The following is a 26,092-nucleotide window of genomic DNA, read 5'->3' on the forward strand; positions in this document are numbered from 1 at the left end:
CACCCGGACGGCCCACGCGCCAGGCAGTGCGCACAAGGGAACTAGTGCTCTCCGTCTGGCGTTGACCAGTACGGGAGGGTCCACTGAAGAGTGGAAGCAGAGCATCAGCAGGCAATGGGTTCCCCTGCCGCACGACTTGGAGGGCGTACCGTGCACCGCCGGCACAATGGGCTCAGGACAGCCGTACTCCTCGGGGGACTGTCCGCACTCATCATCGTCATCGGCAGCTTCTTCGGGCGTACAGGCCTGATCGTCGCGCTGTTCATCGCGATCGGGACGAACGCGTACGCGTACTGGAACAGCGACAAACTGGCTCTACGCGCGATGCGCGCCCGCCCGGTGAGTGAGTTCGAGGCCCCGGCCCTGTACCGCATGGTCCGCGATCTCTCGACCCAGGCCCGCCAGCCCATGCCGCGCCTGTACATCTCACCGACGGAGGCACCCAACGCGTTCGCGACGGGCCGCAACCCGCGCAACGCGGCCGTGTGCTGCACCGAGGGGATCCTGCGCATCCTGGACGAGCGCGAGTTGCGCGGTGTCATCGGCCACGAGCTCAGTCACGTCTACAACCGCGACATCCTGATCTCGTCCGTGGCCGGCGCCCTCGCCTCCGTGATCATGTTCCTGGTCAACTTCGCCTGGCTGATCCCGGTCGGCCGGTCCAACGACGACGACGGTCCCGGCATTCTCGGGATGCTCCTGGTCATGATTCTGGGCCCGCTCGCCGCTTCCCTCATCCAGCTCGCCATCAGCCGCTCCAGGGAGTACGAGGCGGACGCGTCCGGTGCCCAGCTCACCGGTGACCCCCTCGCCCTCGCGAGCGCGCTGCGCAAGCTCGACGCCGGCACGAAGCAGCTGCCGCTGCCTCCCGAGCCGCGCATCGAGACCGCGAGCCACATGATGATCGCGAACCCCTTTCGCCCGGGACAGGGAATGTCGAAGATGTTCTCTACGCATCCGCCGATGGCGGAGCGCATCTCCCGGCTCGAGCAGATGGCAGGTCGTCAGCCGTGAAGACAATTCTGAACGTCATTTAGCTCATCCTGAGCGGCTTCTGGCTGTTCCTCGGATACCTGGCCGCAGGCGTCATCCTCTGCATCACCATCATCGGAATCCCGTTCGGGATCGTTCTTCTGCGTGAAGCATCACGCTCGGGTCGACCCGTCCTTCGATGACCATCGGGGGCAGGAGCCGAAGCTCCGGGAGAGGGACCTGCCCCACTTCCGCCAGGGCAGCGCACACACGGCTCCAGGTGGCGTTGGAGGCCCAGGCGTTGAAGTGCTTCGAAGCCTGGATGGTGGCGCCCGTTTCCTTGATCACGACCGGCCAGGACTTGCCGGTGCGCGCCTTGTAGAAGATGGCGTCCACGGACCGGCGAACGGTGCCCCGGCGCCCCTTGGGGAGCAGGGGAGCGTTCCTTGCCCATTCCTCGTCGGAGAGCTCGGCGGCAGGGATGCCGAGGCCGGCGGCGGCGTACCAGGCCCGCACCGTGCGGGGGACACCACCGCGCCGATCGTCGGGCACCGGGCCCGTGATCGTGACCTTCAGTTCCAGCATGGACAAGATCGCGGCTTGCTGCTCCGGGGCCATGCCCGGGAACGACTTCTTCGCTATGCCCGCCAGCGCGATGAGATCACGCGTGTGCCGGTCGGTCTCCTGCATCTTCGTCAGCCAGTCGGTTGCCTCGTCACGCAGGCTCTGAAGCTGTTGGAGTTCTTCGTTGAGGACCGCTGTAGCCGCCTCGATGTGAACAGGGACCACCTGCGCTGCCATGCGGGGTGCCCTGGACGGATCTAACGTTGAGGGAAGCCCGGCGCTCGCGGATGCTCGATGCTCCGCCACCGTTGCTCACCCGGCGCCGGAAGCCCACGGGAAGGCACCCAGACATGGCCACTGCGTCGGAAACCCCTGTCCTGGACACGCTCGCCGCGATGACGGTCGACTCGATCGAACGATGCGGGCTGGCCCCGGACATGCTGCTGCTCACGCGCATCGCGGCCCTGGCCGCCTCGGACGCTCCGCCGATCTCCTACATGGCCCATATCGGCCCCGCCATGGAAACAGGCGTCACAGCGGCCCAGTTGCAGGACGTCCTGGTCGCCATCGCTCCCATCGTGGGTACAGCCCGCGTCATGACGGCAGCGGGCAACATCACGGCAGCACTCGGCATCGCCATCGCTGTCGCCGACGCCGAACTCGAAGAGCAGGGCTGAGAACAAACGATCACCAGGCCAAGGCGAGGGGGACACGGCAGCACTCCGAGCGCCGTGTCCCCAGGCGACCCGGGGGCCGCAGGGCCAGGCAGGAGAGCCTCCAATGTCAAAGAACGCCACCACGGCGATGCGTATGTCGCCCCACGCGACACCCGCGGAGCGCGTGGCACTCGGCAAGGAGGCGCGGCGCCGCTCTCCACGGTCGGAACACGCGGTGTACAGACCCGGTCCGAAGAGACCGGACCCGCTGGCGATCCTGGAGGAGCAGTCCGCCGCCCGGGTGCAGGAGTTGGTACCGATCCGGTACAGCCGGATGACCGAGTCCCCGTTCCGGTTCTACCGGGGCGCCGCGGCGATCATGGCGTCCGACCTGGCCGGCAGTCCCGTCTCGGACATCGACGCGCAGTTGTGCGGAGACGCCCATCTGCTCAATTTCCGGCTGTTGGCCTCGCCGGAGCGGAAGTTGATGTTCGACATCAACGACTTCGACGAGACGCTGCCGGGTCCGTGGGAGTGGGACGTCAAGCGGCTGTCGGCGAGCTTCGTCATCGCCGGCCGGGCGAACGGCTTCGACGACGCCGAGCGTGCCCGGATCGTGAGCGGCACCGTGCGCTCGTACCGCGAAGCGATGATCCGCTTCGCCGGGATGAGCAACCTCGATGTCTGGTACGCGAGAATCGACGCCGAGCTCCTCAAGGACCTCACGACGGACCAGCTACGCAAGAGTGGGCAGAAGAAGCTGGACCGCGCCCTGGCGAAGGCCCGCTCGCGCGACACCGTGCAGGTCTTCGAAAAACTCACGCGCCAGGTCGACGGCCGACCGATGATCGCGCCGGATCCCCCACTGCTGGTCCCCGTTGCCGATCTGCTTCCCGACACCGAACGCACCGCGTTGGAGCGCCAGTTCCGGGGACTCATCGAGCGGTACGGGGTCACGCTGCCGTCCGACCGGCGCTTCCTCCTGGACGACTACCAACTCGCGGACGTCGCGCGCAAGGTGGTCGGAGTCGGGAGCGTCGGTACCCGGTGCTGGATCTTCCTGCTCCTCGGGCGGGACGGCCGCGACCCGCTGTTCCTACAGGCCAAGGAGGCCGACACCTCCGTCCTCGCCGACCACGTCGGGGCCAGCCAGTACCGCAACCAGGGCGAACGCGTGGTCGCCGGCCAGCGGTTGATGCAGGCGGCGAGCGACATGTTCCTCGGCTGGGAACGGGTGGGCGGCATCGACGGCAAGCGCCGCGACTTCTACGTACGGCAACTGCGTGACTGGAAGGGCATCGCGATGCCGGAGACGATGTCGCCCACGCAACTGGAGACCTTCGGCGGCGTCTGCGGCCTCACCCTCGCCCGCGCGCACGCACGGTCCGGCGACCGGATCGCGATCGCCTCCTACCTGGGCGGGAAGGACTCCTTCGACCGGGCCCTCGTGACCTTCGCGGAGGCGTACGCCGACCAGAACGAGCGCGATCATCAGGCACTCGTCGACGCGGTGAAGGCTGGACGGCTGCCCGCGGAGGACGTCCCGGCCGGGTGACCGGCCCTCGGGAGCCCGGCGTGACAGTCCGACGCGTTATCGCATCCCGTCCTGTGCCCGTCGGCCCTCTTCAACCGCGTTCACCACGACTCGGGCGGCCACGCCGAGCAGCAGAAGGTTGGCCGTGATCTGCCCCGTGACAAGGATCCGGGCCGCCTGGCTGCGCGGGCTGATGTCGCCGAATCCGACCGTGCTGAACACGGTCATCGTGAAGTACAGCGCGTCGGTCCTCGACAGCCCTTCGCTGAAACTGCCCGGCGCGCTGCGATCCAGCAGGTAGTCGGTCGTGGCAAAGAGCAGCAGGAACAACGGAAGTGCCGTCGCCAGAGCCGCCATCGCGCGCAGCCGTGGGCGCTCGGAACTCACGATGCCGCGCACTTGCCACCCGAGAAGCAGCGCCACCGCCACCAACCCTGCCACCAGCACGATGATCGACGTTGCCGTGAAGGCCGAGTCCAGTGGCAACAGGTAATAGGCGGCGACCAGGGCAGCCGCGACCAGCACGCAACGCACCGTCGTGAGCACGACCGTCCGACGTCCACCGCGCGACTTTCCGTCCACCATCCCCCTCTCGGACGCACCCGATGCCGTGACGAACCCGTCGCCTCGCCCGCTCGCGAACAGCCACTCTCCCCGAGCAACCGCGGTGCAGTAGGGGCGACGCACCACAAACTCGCCGAAATGGCTCGTGTGGACACCTTGCACGCCCCGGAACAGACTGAAAGGCATCCGCTGCGGAGGGATCACAGACACCGGAGGAATGAACGATGCCCGCTTCCGGTACCGGCCAGGCGACGACCTCCGCGAGCGGGTGGAACACCCGCCTGTACTGGCAGTGGATCGGCTACAACACGATCGCCTTCGTCACCGTCCTGACCGCCGGTTTCGTCCTGGCGCTGCTCGGCAGCGACGCCCTCCACCTCGATCTCGCCAGCGGCCACGTCCTGGTGGCACTCCTGGTCGCCACCCTCGGGGCCATCCTGTTCGGGGGCGTTCTGGGAGCCCTGCAATGGCTGGTCGTCCGGCAACGGGTACCTCTGCCACGAAAGGTGTGGATCACCGCCAACATCGGCCCGGCGCTGCTGGCCTGGCTCCTCGTGATCATGCCCGCCGTGATCAGCGCCCAGGACACCGACGGTGACGTGTCGACGACCTACCTGCTGGCCGCCAGCCAGAGCCTGGCGCTCGGCCCCCTGCTCGGCCTGTCGCAATCCATGGTGCTCCGCAAGGTCACCAGCCGCTGGGCCTGGTGGATCGGAGCCAACCTGGCCTCCTGGATCGTCGTCGACGCCGTCATCTACCTGCTGGGCCGCCTGACCGCCGACCTCGACGTCCTCACCGGCGACGGATCGCTCGTCGAGATCTGCCTGACCCTGATCGCCACAACACCCCTGACCGGTCGGGCCCTGCTGTGGGTACTGGCACCATCCGCCCTGACCGAAACAACGGCCCCACAGCCACCGTGACAAGCAGAACCAGACGTGCGCGTCTGGCAAGTGGCGCCAGTCGAGAGGCGTCAGGCGTCGCGACCGTACAGTTCAGCCGCGGTGTCGAGGGTGAGCCCGGAGCCGAAGTGCGGGCCCGCGCCGGTGTTGTAGACGTCGGAGATTCCTTGCGGATACGAGCCGAAGGCGATGATCGCTTCGGACCAGGCGTCGAGGTGGGCGATGAGCTCGTCCGCGTCGTCGCCCAAGGCGTCCAGGAGTGGGCGTTCGAGTTCGTCGGTGCGCACCTCGACTTCTTCCCGGAACGCCCGCCCGGCATCGGTGAGCTGCTCATCTCGGGTCGTCATGCCGCGACGGATGAGGCGGTCGAAACCAGCGTCCATGCCGGCGTCGGCCAGCCACGGCTCGGCGCGTAGGAGCGTGCTGGCAATCCCCACCACTGCTCGGTGAGCAGCAGGATCTCCACAGCGTCGGCGCCGCCGACCGCCCAGCAGATCACGTGGCTGTCGCCGCGGTGCTCGCGCACGAGGTCTGCGGCACGCCACAGTGCCCCAGCTCGTTCTCGGGGAAGCTGAGAGAACGCAGACCCCCGAAGATCGGGCGCCCCGCCCACGGGACTGCGGCGGCCGCGCGGCGCAGCAACTCGGTGGCACGTCCGACACCGTCGGACTGATCTCCGAGGATGCGGCGCAACATGGCCACCGCGCCTCGTTCCCGAGCTTGGAGGACAGTGTCCCGAGTGGTGGTCTGCCATCCCTTGTCACGCCTTGAGGCTGCTGACCAGCTCGCGGCACTCGCAGCCGCGCTCAGGACTGGTGGTCGTGCTGAACTCCAGCTAGGCCCCGGCAAGTTGAGCCTGCGGATCCCCCACGAATTGCAGAGCGAAATCGAAGTCGAGGTGGGGGACGGGAAGATGGAACTGGAGATCGAGCTCAAGTGGTCGACAGCCCAGGAGGGGCAGGCTTCGGCCATCTAGCGCCCGCCGAACCCCTGGTCCGTCGAAACCACCTCGCGGCCCAACGGCATCAGTGAGATGGGGATGAGCTTCAGGTTGGCCCACCCGAACGGGATCCCGATGATCGACAGGAACAGCGGGATGCTCGTGACGAGGTGCGCCAGGGCCAGCCACCAGCCCGCGAAGATCACCCAGATCACGTTCCCGATGAACGAGCCTGCGCCGGCGTCCGGCTTGTCCACTGTGGTGCGGCCGAACGGCCAGAGGACGAAGCCGGCGATACGCAGCGACGCGATGCCGAACGGGATGGTGATGATCAAGATGAAGCAGATGAGGGCTGCGATGAGGTAGCCGATCGCCATCCAGATGCCGCAGAAGACGAGCCAGATGATGTTCAGCAGCAGGTGGAAGAGCTTCATGATCGGTACCTCCAGGTGGGTCCGGCGGCATGCCTCTCCCACCAGTATCGGCTGGTCATGCCTTCAGGCGGAACCGCGGCGCTCTTGTGGCGTGATCGGGAAGGTTGCGGGACAATCCCGTTCGGCATCGCCGCGTTCCGTATCGGCGTCTACGCGCTGTGGCCGTTCGGCCACACGACGGTGGAGCGCCACGACGCGGGTGCGCCGTCCTGCGTCGGCAACGTCCTGTGGCTGGTCCTCGCGGGCTGGTGGCTCGCCCTGGCCCACATCGGCACGGGCATCGCCATGTGCCTGACGATCATCGGCATCCCGTTCGGTATCGCCAGCTTCAAGTTCATCCCGGTCTCGCTGTTCCCGCTGGGGCGCGAAATCGTGCGCACGGACGAGCCGTTCGCGTCGCGCTAGCCGCACGGGCCCGCAGGGCGCGGCCGTGTCCCTGGCGGGCCTACGCGTACTCGCTGACCGCAGCCGAGCCGACCTTCGAGGGCCTCCCCCTCCGGACTTCCCAGCCTCCCCGGCCTGCTCGCTCCCGGTGCCGAAAACGGCGTGGACGTCCGTCTCGCGTGAGGGTTGTCCACAGGCTCCCCGATTGTCAGTGGCGCGCTGCATGATGAACCCATGACCGAAATCGAGCAGTTGCTGGAACGGGTAGCTACGGAGGCCCGTAACACCCGCCCGTGGGGCTGGCCTTCGCTCCCCGCGCCCGTGGGCCCGGCTGAGGTCGCCCGCGCCGAGGCCGTCCTGGGCTTCCCGCTGCCCGCTCTGCTCGCCGCGCTCTACCTGCGGATAGGGGACGGCGGATTCGGTCCGGAGTACGGTCTGTTGCCCCTGCTCGACGGCCAGCCCTCGGGAGAGCCCGCGGTCGTTCCGCAGTATCTGGCCAGCCGTGAGAGCGGCCGCAAGGACCCCGAGTGGCCGTGGCCCGAGGGTGTTCTGCCGATATCCCACTGGGGCTGCGGAATGTACGCGTGCGTGGACTGCCGAAGTCCCGACGGCACAGTGCTGCTCTACGAGCCGAACGCCGACGAGGCCGACCACGCCTGGTACGTGGACGCACCGAGCCTCGCGACCTGGCTGCTCGCCTGGCTCGAGGGAACGGGCTGGTACGAGGAGTCCAACGACGGAGCCGACCTCCCCCTTTGGCCCGACCTCCACATACGTACGACGGTGACGCAGGCCTCCTGACCCGCTAGCGCGGAGCCGCCCACAGCCGTACGCCGTATGCGGTCGCCCCCACCGCGAGGACGGCCGCGCCCACGACCACCGAAACCCCCGGCAGGGCGAACGCCAGCGTCACGCATCCGAGCAGTCCCAGCGCCGGGACGACCCGTGATGCCGGAGCCGAACTCAATGTCCAGGCGGACGCGTTGGCGACCGCGTAGTAGGCCAGCACACCGAAGGAGGAGAAGCCGATCGCGCCGCGCACGTCCACGGTCGCGGCCAGCACGGCCACCACCGCGCCCACGGCCAGTTCCGCCCGGTGGGGGACTCGGAAGCGCGGATGCACGGCGGCCAGGGCGCCCGGCAGATGACGGTCGCGGGCCATGGCCAGGGTGGTCCGCGAGACACCCAGGATCAGGGCGAGCAGAGAACCGAGCGCGGCCACGGCGGCCCCCACCCGTACCACCGGCACGAGCGTTGGCAGCCCGGCCGCCCGTACGGCGTCCGCCAGCGGCGCCGGGGCGAGCCCCAGCCCGGCCGATCCGAGCACCGAAAGGACGGCGACGGCGACAGCCGTGTACACCACGAGCGCGATGCCCAGAGCCAACGGGATCGCGCGTGGGACGGTGCGTGCCGGATCCCGTACCTCCTCACCGAGCGTCGCGATCCTCGCGTACCCGGCGAACGCGAAGAACAACAGACCCGCCGCCTGAAGCACTCCGCCCACGCCGGACGACAGTCCGATGCCAAGCCGCCCGGCATCGGAGACGTCCGAGCCGAGACACCCGACGACCACGGAAGCGAGGACTGCCAGGACCACTGCCACGATCGCCCGCGTCAGCCAGGCCGACTTCCGCATGCCGCCGTAGTTCACGGCGGTCAGCGCGACCACGGCCGTGACCGCCACCGCGTGGGCGTGCGCCGGCCAGACGTACGCGCCCACGGTGAGCGCCATCGCCGCGCAGGAGGCTGTCTTGCCGACGACGAACGACCAGCCCGCCAGATATCCCCAGAAGGCACCGAGCCGCTCACGTCCGTAGACGTAGGTACCGCCGGATGCGGGGTATAGGGCGGCGAGCCGTGCCGAGGACATCGCGTTGCAGTAGGCGACGACGGCGGCGACCGCGAGTCCGAGCAGGAGTCCGGATCCGGCCGCACGCGCCGCGGGACCGAGCGCGGCGAAGATCCCGGCACCGATCATCGAGCCGAGCCCGATGAGCACGGCGTCCCCGACACCCAGAGTGCGGCGCAACTCGGGACTGGACTGAGTCATGGGCCGCACCCTACTGATCACCGCAACCGGCGGGAGCCGTAGCGACGTCCTGTTCATCAGCAGGGCATCAACACGGCATCGATACACACGTGACCGCACTGGACACGGACAGCGCGGACACGGGCCGCCGGGACCGAACTCACAGGCCCGGGACAGCGTGGAGACAACACGGAGGGGCAGGCTCAGGACATGGGCATCATCAGCTGGATCATTCTGGGGCTGCTGGCAGGCGCCATCGCCAAGTTCCTGCTCCCGGGGCGCGACCCGGGAGGGTTCATCGGAACGACCGTCATCGGTGTCGTGGGCGCGTTCATCGGCGGCTGGATATCGGCCCGCTGGCTGGACCACCCCATCACCAAGCACTTCTACGACGGCGCCACCTGGGCCGCGGCCATCGGCGGCTCGCTCGTGCTGCTGATCCTCTACCGCATCCTGTTCGGCGACTCGCGCCGCTGAGCGCCCAGCCCCGAGACGGCGGTTCACGACCGAGAAGGGTGGGCACGCCTGAGTGCCCACCCTTCCTCGTACCTTCGGTCACTGCTCAGGCCACTGCTTCGGCCACGTCTCGGGTACGCGCACGAAGCGGCCAGGGCAAGCACCCGCCCCGCAAGGGAACGGCCGCAACGATCCGCCCCTGAGGCGGGGTTGGTGAAGCGCGACCGCTGTTGCCCGGTGCTGGTCGGCGCTCGTCGTGCCCGGCGCAACAGGGCGTGCCCGGCGTTCTACCGGTAGTTCACGTACCGCTCGCTTGATCCTCTGACCTGCATCGGAGCGACAAAAGGGCACTTGACCTGCGGAAACTACTGTCAGTATTTGCCAACGTTGCGCAGCGTTATTCAGGGTCTTGTGCCCTGGCTGTGCCCTCATGGCTGCGGCCGGACCAATTGGTCCGGCCGTTGGCGTTCCTGCGGTCAGTGCTCCGTCGGCTCGCCTTCGCCTTCGGCCTCGCGCTCTTTTCGGATGCGGGCGATGTACTCGCGTGACCAATCCACCGAGCGGGCGATGCGGGCGTTCGGCTCCCCCTGGTCGAGGTGCTTTCCGATGGCTGCCATGAGGGCGTCGCGGGCTCGGTCGTACTCGTCGCGGAGTGCCCGGAGTTCGGGGATCTCGTCTCGTGCCATGGCTGTCATGTTGTCACGACCTCTCTTGCGAACCCTGTGCGGAACATAGTTGACAGTCCCATGGCGTGGGAGTAGTGTCAACATTGTTCGGAACTGAGTTGACGCAAGTCTCCGGGGCCGGACACGCAAGCGGCCCTCGTCGGTGGTTGCACACCGAACGAGGGCCTACGGACCACCTGCGCAAACAGGAGAACCGCTGTGTTCAACCTTATGTCCCCCAGCACTGTTCGTACGGTGCGCGGCCTGATCGGCGCCCTCGCCGGAGTAGCCGCCGACGCCATCCGCTCCGTCATCGCCCCCGCCTCGCTCGTCGAGCAGCCGGCCGCCGAGACCGAGGCGCCCGCGCCCGTCGAGGCCCCCGACCCGACCGACCTCTTCACCACCGACGAGCTGCCCGCCGTCGAGGACATCGAGCGCGCCGCACTCGGCTACGACCTCGCCGCCGACTCCGCCCGCTCCGCCGACCGCGCGAAGCGCAAGCACCGCAAGCTCCTGGACCGCCTGCCCGCCGGGACCTACGGCGCCTGGCTCGTCCGTCGCGTCACCTCCAACCGGCAGACCGTCGACCTCGACAAGGTCCGCGCCATCTTCGAGCAGCACGGCCTCGGCGACGTCCCGATGCGCGACAACGCCCCGTCCCTCCGCGTCGAGCGGATCGTCACCCCGGCCGACGACGAGACCCTGGCGGGGGTGGCTGCCTGATGACGACCGTCGCCAAGAAGCCCGTCACCGTCTCCGCCGACGGCCCTCGCGAGGACGAGGAGCAGCACCTCACCATCCTCGCCGCCGGCCTGTACGTCGCGACCGCCGCGTACGACGAGGCGCTTCGCACGCCGAACCTCGTGGCCACCCTCGACCGCATGGTCGAGACGGTCGCCGAGATCATGCCGGAGGTTGCCCGGGTGGTGGCGGCCAAGGGTGGCGCTGAGTTCGCCGAAGCCCTGCGTGCTGCCACCGTCTCCCCGCTCCTCGCGTTCGCTGCCATCGAGCACGCCCGCGCCGAGGTCGACCCCGATTACAGCTACCTGTTCGACTACCTCGTCAAGAACCTGCGGGCCGGTGCCGACCCGCGGGCCGTCAGGAAGGCCGCCCAGGACGCGCCCTCGCGGCTCCGCGCCGAGGTCGACGGTGGTGGCCGATGATGACCGCCGTCACCGCCGACGCTGCCCGGATCCTCGGGCAGCTCGACGCCAACCACGCCGCGAACACCGCGGCCGGGCTCGGCGGCCCCGCGATGGACGCCTTCCACAGCTTCCTCGTCGAGCTGGTCACCGAGGCCACGGACCCGAACGCCCTCGACGGCGAGGTCGCCGACCTCCTCACCGCCCACGTCCACTCCGGCCGCCCTGTCGGGGGTGCCCGGTGACGAACTCGACCGAGACGGCCCGCCCCGCGCGGGCCGTCCCCGGCCAGCGTCTCGTCGCCGCCGGGATCATCCGCCGCACCACCACCCGCACGACCACGATCCGCGTCACCGCCGCCGGCGTCACCGGGAGCAGCATCCGCAAGGAGGGGGCCCTGTGAGCCGCTTCGAGATGACCGGCCACGACCGGTACCGGATCGAGCAGGCCCGCAAGGAACTGACCGCGCTGAACGACCTCGACATGGGCGACGACCGGGCGATGGCCCGCACCCTCGGCCGCCTGGAGGTCGCCCTCCAGCAGCTCGTCGAGATGGCCGACGAGGCGGTGACCGACCAGTGAGCACCCCGCGCACCATCACCCTGACCACCGCCGACCACGGCGACGTCACCCTGCCAGAGCCCACGTGGTGCCGAGGTCACGACGACCACCGGCCCGACGCCTACCGCTGCGACCTCACCCACTACGGCACCGAGACCGTCCTCGCCTTCGAAGGCACCGAAGTCTTCCGGGTCATGGTCTCCGAGTCCCCGTACGCCACCCGCCCCGAGGACCGGGCCGTGTGCGGCTACGTCGAGGCGTGCGGCTACACCGGCGCCCTCGACGCGGTCCAGCTGTACGGCCTGGCCGCCGCGCTCGACGGGCACGCCGACCGGCTCCGCGACCTCGCCGACCGGCTCGACGCGCTCACCCGCGAGGGCACCGCATGAGGCGCGGCCCTGTCCGCCGTCCGACCGAGGTGGCCGCCATCCGTGCGGCCGCCCGGTCGGCCCGGCCCCTCCCGTCTGTCCCCGCCCTCATGGCTGCGCTGCTCGACGCCAACGCGCGCAGCGACCGCGAGGGCACCACCCTGGCCGCGCACCGCATCGTGCGCGCCGCCGCCCCGGAGGTGGGCGAATGAACCCCGTACCCGGCTGGGCACACGCCCACCCGACGGCCGTCGTCGGCGCCACGGTGACGCTCCTCGTCGCCGTCACACTCGCCGCCCGCGCCGTCCGCAAGACCACCACCCGGCCCCCGGCCGCCGTCCTCGTCGCCGCGATCGGCGCCCTCGTCTGCACCGCGTACAGCGGCGACACCTCGTGGGGATTCGCCCGCGACCGCCTCGGCATGACCGCCGTCGAGGAACGCTCCGTGATGTTCCTCGCCGCCGAGCTGGCCTTGTTCTCCTGCGCCCTGATGGCCCGGCAGAACCTGCGCACCGCCGGCGCCCCTGGCACGCCGGGCATGCTGGTCTGGTTCATCACGACCGTGCAGGTGATCCCGGCCTACTCGGAGTCCGGCATCGTGGGCGGCACCGTCCGCGCGGTCGTCGGCCCGATCATGGCCGCACTGCTGTGGCACCTCGCGATGGGGATCGAGCTGCGGCACGCCAAGCCCGGCACCGACTCCGGCAGCCTGCCCGCCCTGCTCGCCCGAGAGGCCCGTGAGCGGCTGCTGTCCCGCCTCGGCCTCGCCGTCCGCGACCGCACCGCCGAGCAGATCTCCCGCGACCGTTGGACCGTGAAGGCGGTCGGCCTGGCCGCCAAGCTCGCCGACACCCCGCCCAAGGGTCGCGGCCGTGCCCGGCTGTCCCGGCGCCTGTCCGTCGCGGTGGGCAAGGCGCAGGCCAGCGCGAGCGTAGAGCAGCGGGCGAAGCTCCTCGACCTACTCGCCGCCCGCCGTCACGCCGCATCCCTCGCGACGATCGACCTCGCCTCGCCGTGGGCCAACCGTGTCGATATCGACACGGTTGCCGAGGAGCGTCTTGCCCTGCCTCCCGCGCGGCCGCCCGTTGTTCCCGCGGGGGTGCGCCTGCTGCCGCTCACGGCCCGGCCCGTTATCAACTCGGGACCGACGCTGTACCGGTGGGACAACATCCGCGGACGCCTGGTCACCAACCCGGAGGTGGTCATCCCCGAGTCGTTGCCGTGGCACTGGAAGGACGTCAGCGGCGGCACCGGCCTGGAGCCTGGCGACGCCTCGAAGATGACCGCTGCCGTACCCGTGCAGACCACCCGCCAGGTGGTCACCCAGGTGGTCACGATCACCCCGAGCGAGCTGCTGAAAAGGGCGCAGCGCCTCGACCGCGACCGGTCATCTGCCACCGGCCGCCGCGTGACCATCTCCCAGTTGCAGGACGAGTTCGGACTCAGCCGCCGCGAGGCCGCCGACCTACGGCGCCAAGTGGTCACCACGGAAGGGCGGTAGTGGTCATGCGCTGGCTTCTCCTCGGTGCCCTGGTCGGGCTCCTGATCGCCTTCCCGCCGCTCCTCGCCCTCGTCGTCGCGGTCGTTGCCGCGGTCCTGTCCAAGCCCGTCGTGGTGGCGTTCGGCCTCGGCCTCGCGGCCCGCTCCGGCCTGCCCCGGCTGCGGAGGTGGACGTCGTGAACGAGCCCGTCTCTCAGCGGCAGATCGGGTACGACCTCGCGGGCAATCCGATGTACGGACCGGCACCGTTCGCGACTCCGCCGGACGGAGTCGCGAGCCACCCGACCGCACCGCTGCAGCCGATCAAGGCCCACCCGTGGGGCGCGTACATCGGCCTCGGCTGCCTGGCCGTCCTCGCCCTGGTCGTCGTCGGCACGGTCCTCGTCGCCCTGCTGATCGGCTTCTCCATCGCGCTGATGGTGCTGGCGATCGGCATGGTCGCCCTCGTGATCTGCCTGCTCATCCTGCGCGACGTATGGCGCAGCTCCCGCAAGGGCTGACGGCCCCTCCGTCCTCCGTCAGTTGTGGGCCTACGCCCACGACTGCGAGGGCGCGGTGGGGCTGGACAACCCAGCCCATGACCAGGAGGAACCCGTGAACCGAGAGCAGCACGTGAAGTTGGCAGACGCCGCAGTCACCCACGCGGAGCGCCTCGCAGGGTGGGCCGAGAACGCGGCCCGCGGCGACGGCCCGCACAAGACCGTCGCCTACGCGGCCGCCGGCACCCTGTGGGACTCGATCGCCCGCACCCACCTGCTCATCGCCGAAGCCACGACCGCCGACGACACCGACTCGGAGGGCTGACCCATGGCGTTCACCGACAGGGACCCGCACTCCGCCGGCGAGATCCTCCGGGTCGTCGGCCTCGGCATCCGCATCGAGCACCGCCGGGCCCGCGGCAAGCCCGTGAAGGCATTGGAGAACCGTGTGGAGCGGATCCGTGAGAAGGCGGAGCAGCGCGAGAACGGCCGCGGCAAGAAGAAGTAGCCACCCCGGGGACGGCGTCCAACCGCCAAGTAGTCCGCCGTCCCCGGGCGTCCCACACCTCACCGAGAGGCAGGACCAGAGCAGCATGACCGAGAACGTGATCCAGCTCCACAAGGACATCCCCCAGCCCGCCCCGGACCAGGACGAACAGGACGTCCACCGCTTCGCCGAGGACGCCAGGGACACCCTCACCGAGACGGTCATCGACGTCGTCCAGGACGCTGCCCCGCGCCCCGTCGATCCGCCGGCCGAACAGACGTCGCCTGATACGTGGATCGCGGAGCGGCAGGCGTACCTCGCCGAGGCGCCGCCCGTCGTCCCCACCTTCCTGCGCAACGCCGCCGAGTTCGCCACGGCCGCCCGCTGGACGGCTTCGTACTACGGCCACGTCACCGCCTTCCACACCATCCGCCTGCCCGTCTACTCCCTGCGCCTGCTCACCCGCGCGCCCCGCGGCCTCGCCCGCATGGTCATCCGCTGGGGCCGCTGGGTCGCCGACACCGAGGCCCGACCCGTCGAGGCCAAGGCCGCCGCGTCCGCGGACATCGAGGCGTGGCTGTCCCTGTCCCGTGAGCACTCGCGCCGCGTCCGGCCGCGCCGAGTCGCTTCCGTGGCCGTTGCCACGACCACCGGCATCACCACCCTGGTCGGCTGCTTCCTGGCCCCCGGCTGGACGCTCACAGCGACGCTCGCCGCCACCACCCTGATCGGCCTCAACGGCAAGAAGAGCGACGGGAAACCGCTCGTCACCCGGTACGTCGCCACCAACATCCTGCGCCGACTCGACTCCACCGAGGTCCTCGACGCGCTCGCCGCCATCGGCATCGAGGGCAAGAAGGGCAAGCGGGGAACCGAGTTCGCCTCCGAGGTGATGCGCGACGGACCCGGATGGCGTGCCGAGGTCGACCTGCCCCCGGGCATCAAGGCCGCCGAGGTCCTGGAGAAGCGGGAAGCGCTCGCCGCGGCCATGCGACGCCCCATCAGCACCGTGTGGCCGTCCGTCGACCGCACGGCCCACCCCGGGCGCCTCGTGCTCTGGGTCGCCCAGCGCGACCCGGCCAAGGCCGGCCGGAAGCTGTGGCCGCTCATGCGCGAGGGCCAGGCCGACGTGTACGAGCCGCTGCCCTACGGCTTCGACCCGCGCGGCAACCTCATCGAGATCACCCTCATGTACTCCAACCTGCTGGTCGGCGGCATCCCCGGCTCCGGCAAGACCTCGTGCGCGCTCGCCATCGTCCTCGGCGTCGCCCTCGACGTCACCGCCGAACTGTGGATCTACGAACTCAAGGGCTCCGGCGACCTCGACTCGGTCAAGCCCGTCTGCCACCGGTACGTCAGTGGAGACGAGGACGAGGACCTGGAGGCCGCCCTCGCCGGGATGCGCTCCGGCATCGCCGAGTACCAGCGGCGCGCCAAGTTCATCAAGGGCCTGCCCGCGTCCGAGGTCCCCGACGGCCGACGCGTCACCCGCGCGCTCGCCGAGAAGTACCCCGAGCAGCAGCTCGGCCCGCGCGTCATCGTCATCGACGAGGTGCAGGAGCTGTTCACCCACGCCGACTACAAGGAGGAAGCCGCAGCCCTGTCGACCCGCCTGATCAAGAAGGGCCGCGCATACGGGATCATCCTCATCCTGCTCACCCAGAACCCCGACGCGCCGTCCCTGCCGTCCTCCGTGTCCAGCAGCGTCGGCACCCGGCTGTGCCTCGCCGTCATGGACTGGCGCGCCAACAACAACGTGCTGGGCACCGGCGCCTACGACCGCGGTCTGCGGGCCACCGACATCAGCATCGACGAGCAGGGCACCGGCATCCTCGCCCGCGGCCGTGAAGGCATCACGGTGCGGGCCGCGTTCATCAAGCAGACCGAGGCCGAGGACATCGGCAAGCGCGCCCTCGCGCTCCGTACCGCCGCCGGCACCCTCACCGGTCAGGCCGTCGGCGCGCAGGTCGAGGAGCAGGACGTCGAGACGATCGTCGATCACCTGCGGGCGATCTGGCCGGACGGGGTCGAGACGGTCCACTCGCACCGGCTCGTCGAGGCCCTCGCCGCGTACCGGGCGGACCTGTACCGGCCGTGGACCGAGATGGATGCGGCCGGAGCCTCTACGGCCTTGTCCGCCGCGTTGAAGCCGTTCAAGGTGTCCACCCGGCAGCTCACGATCCGGGAGTGCTGCGGCGGCGCCAAGGGCCTGCGGTACGCCGATCTACCGGCCGTCGAGGACGACGCGTAGGGCGCCTCTGAGCCGGTTTCGGGGTGGGGTTGAGGTTTCGCCCCACCCCGAAACCGGTTTCACCCCTGATATCGGAGCTGAGCTGCAAGGTTTCGGGTTTCGCACGTCAGTCTGCAGCAGGAAAACCGGTGTAAGAACGCCCTCGCCGTACCCGTCGGGGCCGAACTCGCCGCCGAGAACGACCGGCCCATCCACGAGGAGCGGACCGCCTTCCTGTTCCTCGCCGAGGCGGACACCTGGCGGACGCCCGCAGTCTGTAAAACCGCTCCTGCACTACAACTTTGGGTGGATAGCCGCGGTGCTCGCGATCACGCCGCAGCCGCCAAGCCTTAACATTCCTGCACCACCACGCCCCCGCTGGCACTGCTGGCGGGGCACCCTGACACCGGAGATCTCCTTGAACGGGCGCACCAACACGGTTGTCTCCGCCGCAGCCGCCGCCGCCATAACCGTCGGAATCCTGTTCGCTGGCCAGGCGATCCTCGGCAGCGCCTCCGGCAGCAGCGCGCCCAGCGGCAGCAGACCCGCCCCGTACTCGGCCGCCGACGAGAAGGACGACATCGGCACGTATTGCCTCGACCTGACCGAGTTCCAGAACGAAGCCGCCGCGGGCACCCTCACCGACAATGATGCCAAGACATATCAGCGGGACATGCAAGGTGCCGTTGACCGTCTCAAGGCCCACGGCAAAGGGAAGGCGCTACCCGTCGAATACCTGACGGACAACGGCGTTATTGGCTTTGCAGCCTGGGACACCGCCCAGCAGTGGTGCCAAAAGCAGAACTACTAACCACACCTGGCAGGACAGACATCCTGCGATCGACTGTGCAGCTGGCTCCGGCTGCGCCTCGACCAGCGAGCTCACAACGCCTGGCACCAGACCCACGACACTGAGCGCGTTAGACGCCCCAGCGTGTGGCACACTTCCGCCACTCATTATTCGCCAGTCCTAGGGGGGACCAGTGGCATTCAAGGCAGAACCGGAGATCAACCCCAGAACGAAGATCCCAGAGGTCGACGAGCGCGCCGCCGCGTTTGGGATCGGCGCAGGCATCTTCTTTGGGGCGATCCTTCAAAGCACAGTGGTGCCGTACTTCGGCTGGTCCGACATCGTCTCTGCCCTTCCGACCGTGGCGTTCCTTGCCTGGGATGCTTCGGTCTTCGCCAAGGGCTGCAACCGCGTCGTACGCGCATGGAACGCCAAGATCGACGTTGAGCGCGGCGACGCCTGACCGAGGCAAGCCGGCGTAAGGGTGTTCAGCCGATCGGGTCTGGCTGGCGCACCGCCACGCCCAGGCTTCCCGCGTGTGCCACCACCCGGGTACCCGCAAGGTCAGAGCCCGCGTAACTGCATCCCTTATGCGGTTACTACTTTGACCGCGGCGGGGGGCCACAGTGGCGTTCGGGCCTCAAGGTCGACTGCCTCGACCCATTCGGACATGGGCACTGCCCGCTCGACGACGTACCAGGCGGAAGGTTCCCCGCCGAACCGAGTCGACGTAAGCGTCGAGTAGGCGCCCGCTGGCAGATGGACCCGGGCCCATGGCTCCCATTGGTAAGCCTCGGCGTCGGGCACCTCGACAGCGATCCGTATCGGGCGCGCGTTCAGGGTCCCTGGGAGCGATGCCGGATCGGGGCTGCCGCTCAGGTGCACGGTGCGTTGGAGCTTCGGCAGATCGTCAGGGTCGCGGGGCCAGCGGGCCCGGATCTCGCCGGACTCAAGAATCTCGCCCCAGTGTTCGGCGTTGGTGAAGTGATACAGCAGCACGGCCGCACGATACGTCCCACTGCCGTCCATCGGCTATGTGGTCGCAACCCGGCCCCACGCCGCGCCCGGCCGTGCTGCGCTCTGGCGCCCTGTTGCGGCCGGGTTAGGGAGCACTACGGTGCGCGGCAGATCACCCGACCAACGAAGGGACCGGCGATGACCCGCAGGCTGTGGAAGGTCGGCACGAACTCCGGCAACGACGGATGCCCCACCCTGTACACCGAGCCCGGCACCGACACGTACGTCGTACAGGGCAACCCGATCACCGATCCCGCAGACCTCGCGCAGCTCGACCTCGCGGACGGCGAGGCCGCGGTCACCGTGCCCCGCGAGCTGCTCGCCAACTTCGGCCCGAAGGAGCCCGTGCACGTGCCCCAGCTCATCAGCTTCGAGGACTTCAGCGGCATGTTCGCCAAGCTGAAGCACTCCGCCTGGCGCCTGGAGACCCGCCGCCGCTACGCCTCCGACGAGGCCACCGACACCTACGCGCAGTTCCTCGCCGAGGGCTGCGTCGACTGGGACCTCGACGACCCGTGGTGCGCCGGCCGCCGCGAACAGTCCGCCCTCGGGAAGCGGTTCGAGCGGGTGCGGATCCTCGACGAGCCGCCCACCGTGGGGCAGCGGTACCTCCTCGACAACGCGCGCCGGAACACTGCGGTGGGCGAGACCATTCGCGTCCTGGCCCGCACCCGGGCCGACGAACTGGGCCTCCCGCGTGAGGACTTCTGGGTCTTCGACGCGCGGGTGGTCGCCCTGCTCCACCACGACGACGCCGACAACATGACCGCCGTCGAGCTGATCACCGACCCTGTCCAGGTGCTCCGCTACGCCCAAGCCCGGGAAGCCGCATGGCATCACGCCGTGCCGTACGACCAGGCTCCGGGTAACTTGCCGATGTGAGCACGGACTTCCAGCAGGCCCGCGAGGCGCTCGGCCGCCGGCTCCGCGAACTCCGGGGCGACCGGACCCAGCGGGATCTTGCGGGCTTGCTGGACTGGCCGCAGGCCAAGGTCTCGAAGCTGGAGACCGGACGGCAGACCGCCACCGCCGACGACGTCACCGCGTGGGCTGCGGCCGTAGGCGCCCCGGAGACAGCCTCAGAACTCGGCGCGAGACTCCAGGGCTTGGAGACACAGACGCGGTCCTGGAGACGTCAACTGCGGGCCGGACACCGGCCCGTGCAGGACGTCCTCACCATCGAGTACGAGCGGTCCACGGAACTCCGGGCGTGGCAGGGCGCCTTGGTCGTCGGCATGCTCCAGACCCCCGACTATGCGCGCGCCGTGTTCACCCGGTACGCGGAGCTGCACCAGTCGCCCCGCGACGTTGAGGACGCGGTACGGGCCCGGGTACATCGGCAGGATCTCCTCTACCAGCCGGGCCGCACCTTCCACGTTCTGCTCTGGGAGGCAGCCCTACATGCTGGTGTCGCCCCGCCCGACGTCCTCGCGGCGCAGCTGGACCGCCTCGGCAGCGTGATCGGCCTCGACACCGTCCGCCTCGGAATCGTCCCCTTCGGCGCACAGGTGGGCGTGCCGCCAGCCAATGGTTTCTGGCTGTACGACGACCGCACGGCGATCGTCGAGGAGTGGCACGCCGAGCTGTGGCTCAACGACGCGGACAGCATCGCCCTGTACCGCCGGGTGTGGGACACCCTCGACCAGGCCGCGGTGTACGGGACCCACGCGCGGCGCCTGATCGCACGGGCCCGGAGCCAGTTCACCGACCGCCCATAGCATCACGGCGAATCGCTGAGCGGCGCGGGCGAATATTCGCGAATCAGACCGGCCTTGATTCGCCAGAGTCCCTACCTTGCTGGTCATGGCCTTACCCCTCGCCCCGTACGCGCGGCAGGCAGGACAGGACTGGCTCGTCTCCTGCGCCGATACCCCTGCCGAGATCCGGTCCCTGTGGGACGTGGACGAACTCGGCCCTTTCCCCATCGGGGGCCATTGGATGGTCGCCGAGACCACCCTCGCGCGGACCATGGACGCCCTCAAGCGCATCCACCCGACGCGCCGTGGCCCGGTCCTGTCCGACGTGACCCAGGGCATGGCCTGGTGGCTGCTGCCACCGACGCTCGGCGACGACCTCGACGACGTCCCCACGCTCACTGTCCGGCCCCGGGGCTGGGTACTGCGCTGCCCGCCGGTCCTGTATCCGGTGCGCGGCCGCGTATGGATCGAACGGCCTGATGGCTCCGGGCGCCTGACCGATCCCGTCCTACTCGGCGCCGCGCTCGGCCCGGGTGGCTCTCGACTCCCCGCGGAGGCAATCCGATGACCATCACCTCAGCTACGACCACGGACGGCTTCATGCTGGAGAGCCGTGGGGTGAGGCTGATCCAGTCGGCGACGTCCAACGGGGAGCGGGCTGCCGCGCACGCCCTCGTCGAGGAAGAGACGATCCTCGCCCACCGCAGCGTGCAGCGCGCGCTCGGCCTTCTGGACACGCCCAGCACATCAGAGGTCCGGTGGGAGGGGCTGATGGGCTACGTGTACCGCCTGGGCCTGGACGAGGAGCAGCGCGCGTTCCTCGGCCTCGTCTTGTCGATGACGGGCATCGGGCACGTCACCCTGGCCGCGGTGACGGATCTCGGCGAGCGCCGCCTGGCGGTGATGCTGCGGGCGGTCGCCCGTCTCGCGGGCAACGACACCCTCGCGGTGGGCACCCGCATCTGAACTCTCGCGGCCGGCCCCCGTGGTCGGCGGCGAGTAGGGGCCGGTCAGTCCCTTGCGGGCAGCAGGGCGACCGGTGACGGCTGCCCGCCCGCTCTCGTGGCACCCCAGGCGATACACGAGGGCGGGCGGGCTCGGCCTCCATCGCGGTGACCGGGCAAGTCAGCGGGCGGTGAATTACGGCGCCGGCCGCTACCTCAGCGTTTTCACCGCACCCCTATGAGCTGCCAGGGTCGCCGCGTGCTCGGCCTGCTGGCGCTTCCGCTCGACGGCCGCGTACTTCTCGGCCGTGGTCAGCGGGACGTCCTCCTCCTCGACGTCCTCGACCTCGACCAGGTCCTCCTCGACCTCGTCGTCGGGCTCGTCGGTCTCGGCCGCGATGATGCCGCGGGCCCTCAACTCGCTCATACGGGCCCGCTCCCGCAGCTCCGCGTCCGCCCGGTACCCGGGCAGGATCCGCGCCGCGATCATCTCCGCCGTCGACTGCCCGGCCGTCGGCCTCTCCCGCTCCGCCGACTCCTCCCCCGCCCAGATCCGCTCGGCATGCGCGGCAGCGCTCGGCGTGACAGACGGGTTGACGTTCCTGGTCATGATGTCTCCTGGTGGTTGAGATCTACGTCGAGGCCAGCGATGATCGCCGCCTCCATCCGGTCGTTGCGGGCACGCGCCTCCGCGAGGAGCTCCCGCGCCTCCTGCTCCCGCTGCCGCAGTTCGGCCTCCGGGACCCGCTCGTGCCGGTCGGTCGCCCACGTCTCCCGCGGGTGCGGTTCGACGGGGAGGCCGGCCTTACGGCGCCCCTCGTGGAGCAGGTCGATGAGGTCGTCCATCTGCACGCTGGTCGGGTCGGCGGTGGCCCTGTCGAGCGGCCAGTTACGGCCCATTGCGCAGTACGGGCCGTGATAGCGGCAGATCGGGCCGTCCGCCGGCGGGGCCATGGCCAGTTCGAGGCGCCCCAGACGGGCATCGAGACGCCGGTTCACGACGTCCTCCCGGTGTCGCCGTCGTCGAGACCGAACAGTTCCGCCAGTTCGGCCACGCACCCGCCGTCGGCGAGGAGGTCGACCAGGCCCAATACCTCCGCACCGAGGGCCTGCACCTCCGCGCTGCGCTTCTCCAGGCGGTCCATCCGCCCGGCCAGCCGTGCCCGGCTCACGACAGGTCTCCGAGGGCCACGCCGACCACCTCGTACACGAGGGGACCGGCCGCGCCGACGACCGCCAGGCGGGCCCCGTCCGGGGTGTCCTGGGCATACGCGCGGTAGCCGGGTGCAGACCAGAGCCGGGTGCCGTACTGGTCGGCCTCGGCCTCCAGGTCGGGTGCGCTGCCGATGTGTTGTTCGAGGCGCTCCAGGCGGGCGCCGATCCTGCGGTTCATGCGACGGTCCTCTCGTCGGGGTTGGGGTTGAGAGCGGCCTCCAGGCGGGCCAGGCGGTCGTTGAGGTCGGCATGTTCGGAGAGGCTGGGCAGGGCGCCGATGATGGCGACGGCCGCGCGGACGCGGATGCTGGGGGACTCCTCGTCGAGGGCGGCGCGGAGTGTGTCCACGGCTTCGCGTGCTGCTGCGCCGAGGGCGGCGACGGCTTCGGAGAGGATCGCGCGTCGGGCTTCCTTCACCTCGGCCTCGAACTCGGGGTCTTCGCGCCATCTCCGAACGGTTCGCCCCGATACCCCGACGGCCTCGCCGGCCTTGTCGGAGGTGGTGCCCTGGGCGAGCAGCAGGGCGACGCGGGATCTTGCGTCCAGGTCACTCACGGACATCCGCGGTCATCTCCTTCGTGTGGTTCAGGGCCGGCCCCGGGCATGGGCCGGCCGCTTGCTGCCGTCAGCAGGTGGGGTGGGTGGCGCCACCGAGGGATGCGTCCATGGGTTCGAGGCAGACCGAGCAGAGGGCGGGATTAGAGAGGTGCTGCATTTCAGCGTCCCCAGCGTCCCCAGCGTCCCCCCTGCTGTGTTCGCGCAGGTCAGAGGTGGTGTCGTGGGGGGACGCTGTGAAGAGGACAGCGTCCCCCTCAGCGTTCCCCAGCGTCCCCCCGGTCGAGGTGGGGGACGCTAGCGTCCCCCCTTCAGCGTCCCCCCTGTTTCCGCTGGTCACGGCGCTATCGGGGCCGTTGGGGGACGCTGGGTACGCTGTTTCGTACCTTCTCTCTGCTGTCGCGGTCAGGGTGTACAGCCGCTGCTTCTTCGGGCGCGGGCCGCGCTTGCTGTCGTCCACCTCGATCCCGATCGTGCGCAGGGCCGGGGCGAGCCGCTTCAACTGGCCGCCGGCCCGGGTCGGGTCCTTCGGCCACTTCTTCGGCAGCTTGTCGGGGGTGGGTACGCGCTCCAGCAACTCCGAGGCGGTGAGTGTCACGCCCAGCGGCCCGGATCGGTCGACGAGGGCACACACGGCCTGGGCGAACGGCTCGCCGTCGAGGACGTCGGCCACGGCGTCGCGGGCCGTGGCCTTGTACGACTCCAGCGTCTTCCAGCCCTTCACCTGGTCGACGGCCGCGAGGACGCGGGCGAAGTCGGCCATGCGCGGGCGCTCGGTCAACTGGACGTCCGGGAGCACCTTCAGCACCTCGGCGAGGAGATCGAACAGTGAGGCGAGGACGCCAGGGTGGGCGTCCGCGTACGCCTGATCCATCTCGTTCTCTTCGCGGCGCTTCGAGTCGGGGATCGTGTGGAGTTCGATGGTCACCAGGCGTTCGGCAAGGTCGCCCGCGAGAGCGCCGGCGTCGATGGTGGTCATGGCCAGGACGCGTCGGAACTCCAGGACCACGACGTCGTCGTCGGTGTACAGGGCTCGGTCGACGATCCCGTCTCCGGTGACGGCGCGGCAGAGAGCATCGGACAGCCAGTCCGGGATGATGCTTACGTTGTCCAGGCATAGGGCCCAGCTGTTGAACGCCTGAGTTGCCCAGGACTTGATGTCCCTGGGCGCGGTCCGCTTCGGCGCCCCGGACGGGTCGATGATCCCGATGACCATTTTCGCCGCGTACGACTTTCCGGTGCCCTGCTCTCCCCGGAAGGTCAAGATCGGGTGGGGCAGGTCCGGGATGAAGCACGCGACGAGCCAGGCGACCAGGAGGCGAAAGCCTTCCTCGTCGGTGTTGAGCAGGTCTTGCAGCTTGGCCAGGCCGTCGCCGTCGCTGATCGGTTCGGGTAGCGGTTTCATGGCACCGGACCGGCGGAACAGCACCGGCGACGTTGCCTCACGCCGCCACCCGTCGGGGCCGATCGTCACGCATCGCCCTTCGGGTGTGGCCAGGTCCACGACGATGCGCTCCTCGTGGCGCGCGACACGGATGTGCAGCGTTCGGGGCTCGGCGTCCGAAGCCACCCCTTCGAGGACGGTCATGGCGTCGGCGAGCGCCGACTGAGACGGAACGGAGCCGCCGTTGGCGTCGGTGTACATCCGAGCCAAGTTGGACCGCAGCCCGGCACGGCCCCGCAGCGCGTAGACGGTGGGAGCCCCGCCCTTCTTCACGGCGTACGGACGGCCGTCGTCCGACATAAAGAGGTCGTACCGTTCACGGGCCAGCGCTGCGAGCTGGGACGCCTGCGAGGGGCCGCGCCCCTTCGACTCCCCTTCGGCCGGCGGCTGGTCGGTGACGCCGGCCTGTTCGAGGATCTCGCGGGCCCTCACGTTGATGTCGTCCTGGTCGTCCTGGTCGCCCTGGTGGTCGTCGGTCATCGGTGGTTCCTCACAGGTGCGTTGCGGGCGCTGCTCACGGTGCGCTCGGCGGCGCGCTCCGGGTGGCCCAGGGACGTTGCGGCACTGATCAGGGCTTCGCTGATGGCGTTCGCCTCGGTGCCGGTTTCGTACGCGCGGCAGGCGGCCCAGTACAGACGGTTGTTCAACTCGCCCTCGGGCGCGCCGAGGACGAACTTGACCAGGCCGAGCAGGGCGGCGCCCCGCCTCGGGCCCGGCACGATCAGTGCGGTTGTACGGCGGACGGGTTCCGGGGGAAGCATCAGGCGGAACAGTTCGTCGGGGAGTTCCGCGGCGTCCCGTCCGTCCGCCACCCGGTAGATGCCCTTCCCGGTGACGGACCCGGGACCGATCAGGTAGCCGCCGTAGCCGCGGATGTCGATCCCGGGACCGAGCTTGCTGGCGCTGTTGCGTACAGGGGCGCCAGCCGGGCCGGTGAACCACAGGTGCAGCCCGCCAGACGGGGTCGTGATGGTCGTGGTGTCCGGCACTGTGAAGCCGTGCCGTTCGGCGAGCGCCTCCAGGGCGGCCACTCCGTCGACGCCGTTCTTCCGGTCGAGGTCGACACCGAGGAGCGGGAAGTCTCCGCGACCGCAGGCGATGCCGTAGCCGGCCGCGTGCGGTGCAGCCTCGAACAGTTCACCGAGCCGGTCAGGGTCGGTCGTTGCGTCGTGGACACCGTGGCCCATACGTCCGCACTCACCCCGGCACCGTGGCGCTCCTACCGGGTCGTCGCGGTGGGGCGACCGGATCGCGGGCAGCTTCATTCGGGTGGTGGGGAACGGTGCGTAGCCTCGCCCTTCGGCCACTCTCAGGGCGAGTTCCAGGGGCCTCACGTTGGCCTCTTGGCGCGGCGCGGACGCAGTTCGTACGTTGCTCCGCACGGCGCGGTGACCTGGCCGAGGTGGACGTGTCGGTGCATCGCCTGGCAGCGGGGGCAGCGTGCGAGGAATTCGATACGTCCCCTTGTGATCAGGACGATCGGGCGCGCTACATTGGACGCGGTCCCGCCGCCCGCAGCGAAGAGGACTTCCTGAAACGCCCCGGCTACGACCCGGGGCGTTT

At 69.7% G+C, this 26,092-nt stretch carries 40 protein-coding genes and 2 pseudogenes; 28 read left to right on the plus strand and 14 right to left on the minus strand.

Annotated features, from left to right (window positions below):
• Positions 1–150 precede the first annotated feature (150 nt).
• Entirely contained in the window at positions 151–1,014 is an 864-nt protein-coding gene (gene htpX / locus ACZ6KY_RS37895; protein ID WP_401339000.1) for a zinc metalloprotease HtpX, read from the plus strand.
• 26 nt (positions 1,015–1,040) lie between these two features.
• A pseudogene (locus ACZ6KY_RS37900) lies at positions 1,041–1,139 on the plus strand (YccF domain-containing protein); the annotation flags it as partial.
• On the opposite strand, the gene ACZ6KY_RS37905 reads toward ACZ6KY_RS37900, so the two are convergent.
• The gene (locus ACZ6KY_RS37905; protein ID WP_469314811.1) at positions 1,105–1,773 is read right to left on the minus strand and encodes a transposase; all 669 of its coding nucleotides are present in this window, start codon (positions 1,771–1,773) and stop codon (positions 1,105–1,107) included. The pseudogene ACZ6KY_RS37900 and the gene ACZ6KY_RS37905 sit on opposite strands and share 35 nt — an antisense overlap.
• A 113-nt stretch (positions 1,774–1,886) precedes the next feature.
• Between ACZ6KY_RS37905 and ACZ6KY_RS37910 the strand changes: the two genes are divergently transcribed.
• Together ACZ6KY_RS37910 and ACZ6KY_RS37915 are read left to right on the plus strand one after the other, a co-directional pair.
• On the plus strand, positions 1,887–2,213 hold the full coding sequence (locus tag ACZ6KY_RS37910; RefSeq protein ID WP_469314812.1) for a carboxymuconolactone decarboxylase family protein: 327 nt from the start codon (positions 1,887–1,889) through the stop codon (positions 2,211–2,213).
• Between the two features lie 103 nt (positions 2,214–2,316).
• The gene (locus tag ACZ6KY_RS37915) at positions 2,317–3,747 is read left to right on the plus strand and encodes a DUF2252 domain-containing protein (RefSeq protein ID WP_469314813.1); all 1,431 of its coding nucleotides are present in this window, start codon (positions 2,317–2,319) and stop codon (positions 3,745–3,747) included.
• 36 nt (positions 3,748–3,783) lie between these two features.
• Here ACZ6KY_RS37915 and ACZ6KY_RS37920 read toward each other — a convergent pair whose 3' ends face one another.
• Positions 3,784–4,500, minus strand: a complete 717-nt coding sequence (locus ACZ6KY_RS37920) for a potassium channel family protein (protein WP_469314814.1) — start codon at positions 4,498–4,500, stop codon at positions 3,784–3,786.
• Positions 4,501–4,514: 14 nt separating this feature from the next.
• Between ACZ6KY_RS37920 and ACZ6KY_RS37925 the strand changes: the two genes are divergently transcribed.
• Positions 4,515–5,213 (plus strand): hypothetical protein, encoded by a 699-nt coding sequence (locus ACZ6KY_RS37925; RefSeq protein ID WP_469314815.1) that lies wholly within the window; start codon positions 4,515–4,517, stop codon positions 5,211–5,213.
• Positions 5,214–5,263: 50 nt separating this feature from the next.
• Here ACZ6KY_RS37925 and ACZ6KY_RS37930 read toward each other — a convergent pair.
• Positions 5,264–6,002, minus strand: a pseudogene (locus ACZ6KY_RS37930) (SCO6745 family protein).
• Here ACZ6KY_RS37930 and ACZ6KY_RS37935 point away from each other — a divergent pair.
• The gene (locus ACZ6KY_RS37935) at positions 5,887–6,168 is read left to right on the plus strand and encodes an amphi-Trp domain-containing protein (RefSeq protein WP_469314816.1); all 282 of its coding nucleotides are present in this window, start codon (positions 5,887–5,889) and stop codon (positions 6,166–6,168) included. The pseudogene ACZ6KY_RS37930 and the gene ACZ6KY_RS37935 sit on opposite strands and share 116 nt — an antisense overlap.
• On the opposite strand, the gene ACZ6KY_RS37940 is transcribed toward ACZ6KY_RS37935, so the two are convergent.
• Positions 6,165–6,566, minus strand: coding sequence for a YccF domain-containing protein (locus ACZ6KY_RS37940; protein ID WP_405916365.1), 402 nt, complete (start codon positions 6,564–6,566; stop codon positions 6,165–6,167). The genes ACZ6KY_RS37935 and ACZ6KY_RS37940 overlap by 4 nt on opposite strands.
• 57 nt (positions 6,567–6,623) lie before the next feature.
• On the opposite strand from ACZ6KY_RS37940, the gene ACZ6KY_RS37945 reads away from it, so the two are divergent.
• Positions 6,624–6,971 (plus strand): YccF domain-containing protein, encoded by a 348-nt coding sequence (locus ACZ6KY_RS37945; protein WP_469314817.1) that lies wholly within the window; start codon positions 6,624–6,626, stop codon positions 6,969–6,971.
• A gap of 213 nt (positions 6,972–7,184) precedes the next feature.
• Entirely contained in the window at positions 7,185–7,751 is a 567-nt protein-coding gene (locus ACZ6KY_RS37950) for an SMI1/KNR4 family protein (protein ID WP_469314818.1), read from the plus strand.
• 4 nt (positions 7,752–7,755) lie between these two features.
• Here ACZ6KY_RS37950 and ACZ6KY_RS37955 read toward each other — a convergent pair whose 3' ends face one another.
• On the minus strand, positions 7,756–9,000 hold the full coding sequence (locus ACZ6KY_RS37955; RefSeq protein WP_469314819.1) for an APC family permease: 1,245 nt from the start codon (positions 8,998–9,000) through the stop codon (positions 7,756–7,758).
• 189 nt (positions 9,001–9,189) lie between these two features.
• Between ACZ6KY_RS37955 and ACZ6KY_RS37960 the strand changes: the two genes are divergently transcribed.
• Entirely contained in the window at positions 9,190–9,456 is a 267-nt protein-coding gene (locus ACZ6KY_RS37960) for a GlsB/YeaQ/YmgE family stress response membrane protein (protein WP_355840698.1), read from the plus strand.
• A 455-nt stretch (positions 9,457–9,911) separates the two neighbouring features.
• On the opposite strand, the gene ACZ6KY_RS37965 is transcribed toward ACZ6KY_RS37960, so the two are convergent.
• Positions 9,912–10,121, minus strand: a complete 210-nt coding sequence (locus ACZ6KY_RS37965) for a hypothetical protein (RefSeq protein ID WP_469314820.1) — start codon at positions 10,119–10,121, stop codon at positions 9,912–9,914.
• Positions 10,122–10,331: 210 nt separating this feature from the next.
• Between ACZ6KY_RS37965 and ACZ6KY_RS37970 the strand changes: the two genes are divergently transcribed.
• The 15 genes from ACZ6KY_RS37970 to ACZ6KY_RS38040 all read left to right on the plus strand — a co-directional run bounded on the left by ACZ6KY_RS37970 (position 10,332) and on the right by ACZ6KY_RS38040 (position 18,120).
• Positions 10,332–10,823, plus strand: a complete 492-nt coding sequence (locus ACZ6KY_RS37970) for a hypothetical protein (protein ID WP_469314821.1) — start codon at positions 10,332–10,334, stop codon at positions 10,821–10,823.
• Positions 10,823–11,263 carry a hypothetical protein gene (locus tag ACZ6KY_RS37975; protein ID WP_469314822.1) on the plus strand — a complete coding sequence of 147 codons (441 nt, stop codon included), beginning with the start codon at positions 10,823–10,825 and terminating at the stop codon, positions 11,261–11,263. The genes ACZ6KY_RS37970 and ACZ6KY_RS37975 overlap by 1 nt, the downstream gene beginning before the upstream one ends.
• Entirely contained in the window at positions 11,260–11,487 is a 228-nt protein-coding gene (locus tag ACZ6KY_RS37980; RefSeq protein WP_469314823.1) for a hypothetical protein, read from the plus strand. Before ACZ6KY_RS37975 ends, ACZ6KY_RS37980 begins: the two co-directional genes overlap by 4 nt.
• Complete coding sequence (locus ACZ6KY_RS37985) at positions 11,484–11,645, plus strand: hypothetical protein (RefSeq protein WP_469314824.1); 162 nt, start codon at positions 11,484–11,486, stop codon at positions 11,643–11,645. Before ACZ6KY_RS37980 ends, ACZ6KY_RS37985 begins: the two co-directional genes overlap by 4 nt.
• Positions 11,642–11,824, plus strand: a complete 183-nt coding sequence (locus ACZ6KY_RS37990; RefSeq protein ID WP_469314825.1) for a hypothetical protein — start codon at positions 11,642–11,644, stop codon at positions 11,822–11,824. Before ACZ6KY_RS37985 ends, ACZ6KY_RS37990 begins: the two co-directional genes overlap by 4 nt.
• Positions 11,821–12,192, plus strand: coding sequence for a DUF6907 domain-containing protein (locus ACZ6KY_RS37995; RefSeq protein WP_469314826.1), 372 nt, complete (start codon positions 11,821–11,823; stop codon positions 12,190–12,192). Before ACZ6KY_RS37990 ends, ACZ6KY_RS37995 begins: the two co-directional genes overlap by 4 nt.
• Positions 12,189–12,383 carry a hypothetical protein gene (locus tag ACZ6KY_RS38000; RefSeq protein ID WP_469314827.1) on the plus strand — a complete coding sequence of 65 codons (195 nt, stop codon included), beginning with the start codon at positions 12,189–12,191 and terminating at the stop codon, positions 12,381–12,383. Before ACZ6KY_RS37995 ends, ACZ6KY_RS38000 begins: the two co-directional genes overlap by 4 nt.
• Complete coding sequence (locus ACZ6KY_RS38005) at positions 12,380–13,672, plus strand: hypothetical protein (protein WP_469314828.1); 1,293 nt, start codon at positions 12,380–12,382, stop codon at positions 13,670–13,672. Before ACZ6KY_RS38000 ends, ACZ6KY_RS38005 begins: the two co-directional genes overlap by 4 nt.
• A gap of 5 nt (positions 13,673–13,677) precedes the next feature.
• Positions 13,678–13,851 carry a hypothetical protein gene (locus ACZ6KY_RS38010; protein WP_469314829.1) on the plus strand — a complete coding sequence of 58 codons (174 nt, stop codon included), beginning with the start codon at positions 13,678–13,680 and terminating at the stop codon, positions 13,849–13,851.
• Positions 13,848–14,171 (plus strand): hypothetical protein, encoded by a 324-nt coding sequence (locus ACZ6KY_RS38015; protein WP_469314830.1) that lies wholly within the window; start codon positions 13,848–13,850, stop codon positions 14,169–14,171. The genes ACZ6KY_RS38010 and ACZ6KY_RS38015 overlap by 4 nt, the downstream gene beginning before the upstream one ends.
• 94 nt (positions 14,172–14,265) lie before the next feature.
• Positions 14,266–14,475 (plus strand): hypothetical protein, encoded by a 210-nt coding sequence (locus ACZ6KY_RS38020; protein WP_469314831.1) that lies wholly within the window; start codon positions 14,266–14,268, stop codon positions 14,473–14,475.
• A gap of 3 nt (positions 14,476–14,478) precedes the next feature.
• On the plus strand, positions 14,479–14,658 hold the full coding sequence (locus ACZ6KY_RS38025; protein WP_469314832.1) for a hypothetical protein: 180 nt from the start codon (positions 14,479–14,481) through the stop codon (positions 14,656–14,658).
• Between the two features lie 85 nt (positions 14,659–14,743).
• Entirely contained in the window at positions 14,744–16,888 is a 2,145-nt protein-coding gene (locus ACZ6KY_RS38030; RefSeq protein WP_469314833.1) for an FtsK/SpoIIIE domain-containing protein, read from the plus strand.
• A 397-nt stretch (positions 16,889–17,285) separates the two neighbouring features.
• The gene (locus ACZ6KY_RS38035) at positions 17,286–17,678 is read left to right on the plus strand and encodes a hypothetical protein (protein ID WP_469314834.1); all 393 of its coding nucleotides are present in this window, start codon (positions 17,286–17,288) and stop codon (positions 17,676–17,678) included.
• Positions 17,679–17,850: 172 nt separating this feature from the next.
• Entirely contained in the window at positions 17,851–18,120 is a 270-nt protein-coding gene (locus tag ACZ6KY_RS38040; protein ID WP_469314835.1) for a hypothetical protein, read from the plus strand.
• Between the two features lie 125 nt (positions 18,121–18,245).
• On the opposite strand, the gene ACZ6KY_RS38045 is transcribed toward ACZ6KY_RS38040, so the two are convergent.
• A complete protein-coding gene (locus tag ACZ6KY_RS38045; protein WP_469314836.1) occupies positions 18,246–18,656 on the minus strand; it encodes a hypothetical protein in 411 nt (136 codons plus the stop codon).
• Between the two features lie 156 nt (positions 18,657–18,812).
• Between ACZ6KY_RS38045 and ACZ6KY_RS38050 the strand changes: the two genes are divergently transcribed.
• From ACZ6KY_RS38050 to ACZ6KY_RS38065, 4 genes are all read left to right on the plus strand, one after another.
• The gene (locus ACZ6KY_RS38050; protein ID WP_469314837.1) at positions 18,813–19,556 is read left to right on the plus strand and encodes a DUF6879 family protein; all 744 of its coding nucleotides are present in this window, start codon (positions 18,813–18,815) and stop codon (positions 19,554–19,556) included.
• On the plus strand, positions 19,553–20,392 hold the full coding sequence (locus tag ACZ6KY_RS38055) for a helix-turn-helix domain-containing protein (protein ID WP_469314838.1): 840 nt from the start codon (positions 19,553–19,555) through the stop codon (positions 20,390–20,392). Before ACZ6KY_RS38050 ends, ACZ6KY_RS38055 begins: the two co-directional genes overlap by 4 nt.
• An 85-nt stretch (positions 20,393–20,477) precedes the next feature.
• Entirely contained in the window at positions 20,478–20,939 is a 462-nt protein-coding gene (locus ACZ6KY_RS38060; protein WP_469314839.1) for a hypothetical protein, read from the plus strand.
• Complete coding sequence (locus ACZ6KY_RS38065; protein ID WP_469314840.1) at positions 20,936–21,337, plus strand: hypothetical protein; 402 nt, start codon at positions 20,936–20,938, stop codon at positions 21,335–21,337. The genes ACZ6KY_RS38060 and ACZ6KY_RS38065 overlap by 4 nt, the downstream gene beginning before the upstream one ends.
• A 189-nt stretch (positions 21,338–21,526) precedes the next feature.
• On the opposite strand, the gene ACZ6KY_RS38070 is transcribed toward ACZ6KY_RS38065, so the two are convergent.
• The 7 genes from ACZ6KY_RS38070 to ACZ6KY_RS38100 all read right to left on the minus strand — a co-directional run bounded on the left by ACZ6KY_RS38070 (position 21,527) and on the right by ACZ6KY_RS38100 (position 25,911).
• A complete protein-coding gene (locus ACZ6KY_RS38070; protein WP_469314841.1) occupies positions 21,527–21,925 on the minus strand; it encodes a hypothetical protein in 399 nt (132 codons plus the stop codon).
• Positions 21,922–22,314 (minus strand): hypothetical protein, encoded by a 393-nt coding sequence (locus ACZ6KY_RS38075; RefSeq protein ID WP_469314842.1) that lies wholly within the window; start codon positions 22,312–22,314, stop codon positions 21,922–21,924. The genes ACZ6KY_RS38070 and ACZ6KY_RS38075 overlap by 4 nt, the downstream gene beginning before the upstream one ends.
• Entirely contained in the window at positions 22,311–22,487 is a 177-nt protein-coding gene (locus tag ACZ6KY_RS38080; RefSeq protein WP_469314843.1) for a hypothetical protein, read from the minus strand. The genes ACZ6KY_RS38075 and ACZ6KY_RS38080 overlap by 4 nt, the downstream gene beginning before the upstream one ends.
• Complete coding sequence (locus tag ACZ6KY_RS38085) at positions 22,484–22,708, minus strand: hypothetical protein (RefSeq protein ID WP_469314844.1); 225 nt, start codon at positions 22,706–22,708, stop codon at positions 22,484–22,486. The genes ACZ6KY_RS38080 and ACZ6KY_RS38085 overlap by 4 nt, the downstream gene beginning before the upstream one ends.
• Positions 22,705–23,091 (minus strand): helix-turn-helix domain-containing protein, encoded by a 387-nt coding sequence (locus tag ACZ6KY_RS38090; protein ID WP_469314845.1) that lies wholly within the window; start codon positions 23,089–23,091, stop codon positions 22,705–22,707. Before ACZ6KY_RS38090 ends, ACZ6KY_RS38085 begins: the two co-directional genes overlap by 4 nt.
• 64 nt (positions 23,092–23,155) lie before the next feature.
• Positions 23,156–25,009, minus strand: coding sequence for an ATP-binding protein (locus ACZ6KY_RS38095; protein WP_469314846.1), 1,854 nt, complete (start codon positions 25,007–25,009; stop codon positions 23,156–23,158).
• Positions 25,006–25,911: a bifunctional DNA primase/polymerase gene (locus ACZ6KY_RS38100; RefSeq protein ID WP_469314847.1), complete on the minus strand. Its 906-nt coding sequence runs from the start codon at positions 25,909–25,911 to the stop codon at positions 25,006–25,008. Before ACZ6KY_RS38100 ends, ACZ6KY_RS38095 begins: the two co-directional genes overlap by 4 nt.
• Between the last annotated feature and the right edge of the window lie 181 nt (positions 25,912–26,092).

It is taken from the genome of Streptomyces sp. NPDC042002, assembly GCF_055588305.1.